This window comes from Paenibacillus vortex V453 (assembly GCF_000193415.1).
Classification (GTDB): Bacteria; Bacillota; Bacilli; order Paenibacillales; family Paenibacillaceae; genus Paenibacillus_AQ; species Paenibacillus_AQ glucanolyticus.
Genome location: NZ_ADHJ01000026.1, coordinates 1 through 4696, shown reverse-complemented (window position 1 = coordinate 4696; position 4696 = coordinate 1). Strand labels below are relative to the sequence as shown.

General features: G+C 38.8%; 6 protein-coding genes. 5 read left to right on the top strand and 1 reads right to left on the bottom strand.

Annotated elements, in window-relative coordinates; genetic code table 11:
- The first annotated feature begins 69 nt into the window (after positions 1 to 69).
- The 5 genes from PVOR_RS16835 to PVOR_RS16820 all read left to right on the top strand — a co-directional run bounded on the left by PVOR_RS16835 (position 70) and on the right by PVOR_RS16820 (position 3573).
- Positions 70 to 711 (top strand): ABC transporter ATP-binding protein, encoded by a 642-nt coding sequence (locus PVOR_RS16835; RefSeq protein WP_006210601.1) that lies wholly within the window; start codon positions 70 to 72, stop codon positions 709 to 711.
- Between the two features lie 315 nt (positions 712 to 1026).
- A complete protein-coding gene (locus PVOR_RS31045) occupies positions 1027 to 1176 on the top strand; it encodes a hypothetical protein (protein WP_006210600.1) in 150 nt (49 codons plus the stop codon).
- A 276-nt stretch (positions 1177 to 1452) separates the two neighbouring features.
- Positions 1453 to 1686, top strand: a complete 234-nt coding sequence (locus PVOR_RS16830; protein WP_006210599.1) for a hypothetical protein — start codon at positions 1453 to 1455, stop codon at positions 1684 to 1686.
- 239 nt (positions 1687 to 1925) lie between these two features.
- A complete protein-coding gene (locus PVOR_RS16825) occupies positions 1926 to 2852 on the top strand; it encodes a DUF2268 domain-containing protein (RefSeq protein ID WP_006210598.1) in 927 nt (308 codons plus the stop codon).
- Positions 2827 to 3573 carry a MerR family transcriptional regulator gene (locus PVOR_RS16820; RefSeq protein ID WP_006210597.1) on the top strand — a complete coding sequence of 249 codons (747 nt, stop codon included), beginning with the start codon at positions 2827 to 2829 and terminating at the stop codon, positions 3571 to 3573. The genes PVOR_RS16825 and PVOR_RS16820 overlap by 26 nt, the downstream gene beginning before the upstream one ends.
- A gap of 371 nt (positions 3574 to 3944) precedes the next feature.
- On the opposite strand, the gene PVOR_RS16815 is transcribed toward PVOR_RS16820, so the two are convergent.
- The gene (locus PVOR_RS16815) at positions 3945 to 4424 is read right to left on the bottom strand and encodes a GNAT family N-acetyltransferase (RefSeq protein WP_138917794.1); all 480 of its coding nucleotides are present in this window, start codon (positions 4422 to 4424) and stop codon (positions 3945 to 3947) included.
- Positions 4425 to 4696: the final 272 nt, after the last annotated feature.

Here is a 4696-nt window from a genome sequence, read left to right as displayed (position 1 = left end):
AAGGACTCAGATTAATGCAAAATGCTCGTTTAGAAAACGAAAAATTTCATTTTAGTAAAGGAGTCTCTTATGACGCTAATTCATATTAAAAACGTGAGTAAATCCTTTAAAGGTATTCAACTTTTTGAGAATACAACCGTCCAGTTTGAAAAAGGGAAAATTTACGGAATTATCGGTCATAATGGATCTGGCAAATCCGTTTTGTTCAAAATGATTTGTGGGTTCATACGTCCCGATGCAGGAGAAATTATAATTAATCCCGCCTATCGGGATAAACAATCCATGTTCCCCAAAAACTTTGGCATTGTGATTGATCGTCCTGGATACATTAGTGGAATAACAGGTTTTGAAAATTTAAAGAGACTGGCTAGAATTCAGCAATTGATCAGTGATCAGGAGATCAGGCAGGCAATGACTCTTGTAGGTCTCGACCCTGAGACTAAACAAAAGGTGAAAAACTACTCACTAGGGATGAAGCAGAAGCTTGCGCTGGCTCAGGCGATTATGGAAAATCAAGACGTTTTGATCTTGGATGAACCATTTAATGCCTTAGACATCGATAGTGTCCATTCGATACGGCAATTGCTTTTAAGATTCAAGGATGAGGGTAGAACTATAATTTTAACGAGCCATAACCAGGAAGATATCAATATTTTGTGTGATCACGTTTTTCAGATTCGTCAACATGCAGTGGAAGAAGTAAAAGCATAACGTGGTTATAGAGGGGAGGGTTCTATTGGGAGCGGAATTAGATCATCCGTGATATTTGAACACAAGGAAAAATCCTTTTACAATCATTGTCAGTACGTTATAATACAATCACCAGGTGGATTACCCCACAAAAAAGTGAAATATTGTTATTAATTAGTGAAGTCTAAGTAATAACTGATATTGATTAACGGAACATAGTGTTGGGTGATGGACACCATCTAAATTTAGGTTGGATTATCTCTTTTTCACAGTCATGTAGTCTTCCTCGGCTCTTGAGCCGCTTATTACATAATAGATATCGGAGGTATGGTTATTATGGTCCAGAAGAAAATTCTCACAGCCCTGAGCGCAGCTTTAATCGTCTCTATGCTGGCTACTGGCGTGGTAGTCGCCACCCAAGGTAAAACAACGTTAGAGGTAGCGAAGACAGCAGGGGATAAAAAGGTTGAAGTTATTAAAGCATAACCTACTATGAGTTAGAATAGAAAAATAATAGTAGGGTGACAAAAACATTGTAACATTTGAAGTCGCTGATTAAGCGGCTTTTTATATTTATGTTATCAAGTTCTTGTCAAAAGACCATGACAAGAACTTGTATGGAATGCCATAATTACCGATTAGCTATTTTATCATGCAATTACATGAAGATAACGGGCAAGTTTTTGAATATTTTGTATGACTTTTCTATTGTTCAAGTGTTTCTATTGTTAGAACCACAATTAATACAAGGGAGGACTTATTTTGTTAAAGAAAATCATAAGGCTAGCTTTGACAGCAATACTTGTGGGGCTTATTTTTAGTGGATTTGGTATGGAATTTACAGCGCCTGAAGTAGAATTATCTGATCTTCAAATTCGAGAAAAAATGGATGAAATTAGTTCTCGTTATGAGGTCGGAGAGGAGTTAAGTGAGGAGGATGCGAATTTTGTGAAGGAGCATGGGGTTTCACTATCTGAGAATAGGTGTTCAGATTAAGGTTCATGTAACGTTGAAGATTCCACTAAAAATTAAAAAGATTGTTGTATAAGTTCTTTCGAGGGATTGTTCTTGATTCCCGACATGATTTCATCGACGACGGTAACGCCCTTTCATTAAACTAACGGGCAGGATAGTTAGTTTTAAGAACATGTAAATTAATTTTGATCCAAAGTTCTTGACTTTGACGTCAGGTCATAGTGCATAATTCTCACTATAAACGACTAGGAGTGAGAATTATGAACATAACAACATTGCGTTCAGACCACATTTATCAAAAAGTTGCCCAAGCTTTACCCGAGGAAAAACTTGAATTATTCAGAAACGAAATGATGGCTCCTTTTATGAAACAATGGCAAATTCAACAAATCCCTTTTAGAGCTGAAGAAGCGAATGGTTTTGACGTTGTCACGTTTAATAGTATAATGCATCGATCCCCTGATCAGATTACCCCGCAAATTTCACCTGAGGTAGAGTTGATTTCGTCAGATTCTTTTTGGTTAGAGTGTGAGCGCGCTGTGAGGAAAAGCCTACATCTATTTATAGAGCATGAAATAAATCTCCCCGTTTCTGAATATCTGTTTACCATTCAATTAGGGAATCCGGGCAACCGTGCCTTAACAATAAACGAAGGATATAGCGGCTTTGGGGGCATTCCCGGGTTTATCTGGGGTACACTCTTGCCAAATGAGTACACGATTCCTCGAATGAAGGTTGCGCTGGCGCACGAGTGCAACCATAATGTGCGATATCAATTTATTCAGTGGGATCATACCGTTAATTTGGGCGAGCTTATCGTAAGTGAAGGATTAGCTGAAAACTTTGCTACGTCCATGTTTGGAGGAGAATGGCTCGGTCCTTGGGTAACGAAAACAAACGCAGAAACACTTAACTGGCACATTAAGCCCGTGCTCCGAGAGCAGTTGCAATTAACGGGGTTTGATCAATTGGCCCCGTATCTTTACGGTGACGAGCTCGCAGAACTTCAGAACTTTAAACCGGTCAATATGCCGTACAGCGCCGGCTACGCTTGCGGATATTATTTAATCCAGTATTACTTAAGGAAAACAGGAAGAACGATCTATGAGGCAACTATAACGCCTGCTGCTCAAATACTAGACGAAGTAAAAGGATTTTGGGATGAAGAAACCATTATTAGCGGTTAAAGATATTGTTCAGATCACAGGCATTACAGCTCGTACCTTGCATTATTACGATAGAATCGATTTATTTAAACCGACACATCTGACGGAAAAAGGGTATCGCCTATACGATCGAAGCAGTTTGGAAAAACTTCAAACCATTTTATTCTTAAAGGAAATGGATTTTTCCTTGAAAGAAATTGCGGACATTTTAAAGCTGAACAGGCAAGAACAGAAACAAATATTAAAGAAGCAAAGTCAAAACTTATTATCGAAAAAACAAAGACTAGAAACCATCATGGTAGCTCTAGATGAATACGTTTCGGGGAATGACATTAGTCATTTGCAAATCTTCAACAGTTCTACCGTTTTGCCATTGAAAGAACAGTATGCCAATGAGGCAAGATTCATTTATGGAGAAACAAAGGCGTACAAAGTGTATAATGAAACGTTGGAAAATTTATCAGTAGATGAAAAAGAGAAACGTTTTTCCGATATGGAAGAAATATATAAAAAAATTGCGTCTTGTGTCGATCAAGATCCTTCCACAGATGAAGTGCAGCGATTAATCGAAGAGTGGAAAGAAAATCTAATGCATTTCATGACATGCGATGCAGAGTTATTGGCTTGCATTGCCCATACCTACAAATTCGATGCACGATTCAAAAGCTACTTTAATCAATATGGCAATGAGGATTTAGCAGATTTTCTTTACAGCGCAATTATGCATAATATCAATCGGTAAACATATCAATGAATGGGAAATGCTCAAGGTAGCTTGGCCCATGACGATCGTCCATGTGGCCTACAAATGCATGACTCCGATAGTTATTGTAAGCTCGTAGATAAGTGGGGGCTTGCTACACTGAAAGAAATGAGCCCTCTTGTTATGAAAATTAATCATTAAACTACTGGGAAACTAACTATAGCTCAATAAAAACAAGAAGGCAGCCGATCTATATGATTGGCTGCTTTTACTCAACTGAAGTGCAGAGTGGTGGTTCTGTACAGGCGAAGCTCAACAGCCGAGCTTTACTGGTACAAGCATTTCCAGCTTATGAATATGCTTCATCGGGGGATCTTTTTATGAAGATCGGATACTTTTCTATGCACTAACTATAGGAATTCGCCTACTGGAAGATCTAGATCGATCGTTGTATGGCGCAGCATCGGATCATAGTTTCGGGCTTTTGTTGAAAACAGACGAATCAATACGACAACCTGTAAGGAATCGCTGGATAAGGCGCCTTCATCGCAACTACCGATAAGCTTTACTTCCGGAGCGACCTGCCAAGCACCAGCACGTTCATAAAAATAGGCCAAAGACGGTTTGCACGTAAATATTCCAATACCCGTATTGCCATGCTCTTCGATCCATCGAGTAGCTGCAGCGACTGTACGCAAACCAAATCCTTGGCCATGATATTCGGGGTCAGTCGCCACACAGCTAAGTCCAGCTATGTAGAATAGCTGCCCGCCATGCTTAATAGTTTTGTGCACCACACCTACATAACTGACCAACCTTCCATCTACATAGTAAAGAAATGAACGTGCATTCAGTGATTCATCGTGAGTTGTATTTAAAAATGAAGCCATTGATTTTATTAAGCGATCTTTGACTTTAGGCCATATATGATCTAAATTTTTTTGTTAATGGATATTACAGTAGAGCATAATATCAGAAAAGAGTCGCTTAAATTGCGGTTTTTTTGTTTTCTTTCTGAAATTGCACTGAACTGATAGAGATTCCCTTTAGGCTAACGGGCAGGTTTGTGAATAAAAAGAAGGATTGAGACCGTGACTGACGAATTCCCATTGATGATACAATTACCAAAGTGGGTGGGTGAGTATATTGGATGATTCTGTTT

What these genes read in the sequence shown, in the direction of transcription:
- PVOR_RS16835 (WP_006210601.1), top strand. Translation starts at nt 70, where the DNA reads ATGACGCTAATTCATATTAAAAACGTGAGTAAATCCTTTAAAGGTATT.
- PVOR_RS31045 (WP_006210600.1), top strand. Translation starts at nt 1,027, where the DNA reads ATGGTCCAGAAGAAAATTCTCACAGCCCTGAGCGCAGCTTTAATCGTC.
- PVOR_RS16825 (WP_006210598.1), top strand. Translation starts at nt 1,926, where the DNA reads ATGAACATAACAACATTGCGTTCAGACCACATTTATCAAAAAGTTGCC.
- PVOR_RS16820 (WP_006210597.1), top strand. Translation starts at nt 2,827, where the DNA reads ATGAAGAAACCATTATTAGCGGTTAAAGATATTGTTCAGATCACAGGC.
- PVOR_RS16815 (WP_138917794.1), bottom strand. Translation starts at nt 4,424, where the DNA reads ATGGCTTCATTTTTAAATACAACTCACGATGAATCACTGAATGCACGT.